General features: G+C 42.3%; 2 protein-coding genes. Both read left to right on the top strand.

Annotated elements, in window-relative coordinates; translation table 11 throughout:
• Window positions 1-339: 339 nt before the first annotated feature.
• The gene (locus R7070_RS25765; protein WP_011106137.1) at window positions 340-507 is read left to right on the top strand and encodes a hypothetical protein; all 168 of its coding nucleotides are present in this window, start codon (window positions 340-342) and stop codon (window positions 505-507) included.
• 111 nt (window positions 508-618) lie between these two features.
• Window positions 619-885: a YihD family protein gene (locus R7070_RS25770; protein WP_005461387.1), complete on the top strand. Its 267-nt coding sequence runs from the start codon at window positions 619-621 to the stop codon at window positions 883-885.
• Window positions 886-1209: the final 324 nt, after the last annotated feature.

Genomic DNA, 1209 nt, shown 5'->3' on the forward strand with positions numbered 1-1209 from the left:
TGCCGATCCCAAAGCTCGCAAGTGTCTTCTTCAAAAATGACATATGCACCTCCTTTGTCGAGATCTCATACTACTACTGCTGATCATGGGATCAAAACAAATTTTTGCGTCGATCCGAGCGACAAAATAACAAAATCGAGAGAATTCAATTGCTCAACTATCGACCAATTATAACAAGGGTGCTAACCTATACATGATATGCATGCATATCGGTATTCCTGACTCATTTATTGGACTGGCGAAAGCCAAAAGAGCCACCCTTCAAGCAGTTGAAGCTCAACTCATAATGAATCAGGCCATTACATCGGCAATGGATATGCCTGGCAGTTAGGTAATCGAATGCGCCCAACTACAGTCAGGTTCGCACACACCAATACAAGTGCAATGCGCCGCCGCAGTGGCTTCACTACTGCATCTAAGGCAAAACAAGTTGCGCCAGCTATGACACTGGTTGAGAAGACAGCAATAGTGTCGAGTGTTACAACCAAAGTTATCAAAGCAGCTTAATCAAAAGCGCGGCGCCAGCTGCGCTTTTTCTTTTCCTTCCTTTTCTATTTGTCTTCGCGATGCAATTTGATACCTTAAGCGCAAATACTTATAAATATTGTGGAGAAAGAAATGAAGTGTCATCGCATAGAAGAGCTACTTGAGCTATTAGAGCCTGAGTGGCAAAAAGACCAAGAAATGAACCTGCTGCAATTCATCGTCAAACTGGCGCAAGAGGCGGGCTACGACGGCAAGTTGGAAGATCTCTCCGACGACGTACTGATCTACCATCTTAAAATGCGCAACAGCAGCAAAGACGAAATGATCCCGGGCCTGAAGAAAGACCAAGAAGATGACTTCAAAACCGCCATCTTACGTGCTCGCGGCATCATCAAATAAACACGTCTCACGACTTTCGAAGCGACTCCTCAGAGTCGCTTTTTTTATAACTAAATCAAACAGATTCTTAATACTGTTATAACTGTTCAGCCGTTTATTAGGTTAACTGTACTGACTTTTGTTGTTAAACGTAGACTGCGTTAAAGAAAAGGAATTGTTATTGCTTGTATAATCGCCGTTTATCAGTATTAACTAAAATAATTAATAGCAATGTCACAGAGCGACATCACCAGAAATGCCGCCGTACATTATAAAAAAGCCTAAGAAGGATGAGTGCATGAGTCAGGACAAGATCGATATCAAAGATGTGACTCCCAAGACTTT

The organism is Vibrio sp. 1557, assembly GCF_033340175.1.
GTDB lineage: Bacteria > Pseudomonadota > Gammaproteobacteria > Enterobacterales > Vibrionaceae > Vibrio > Vibrio alginolyticus.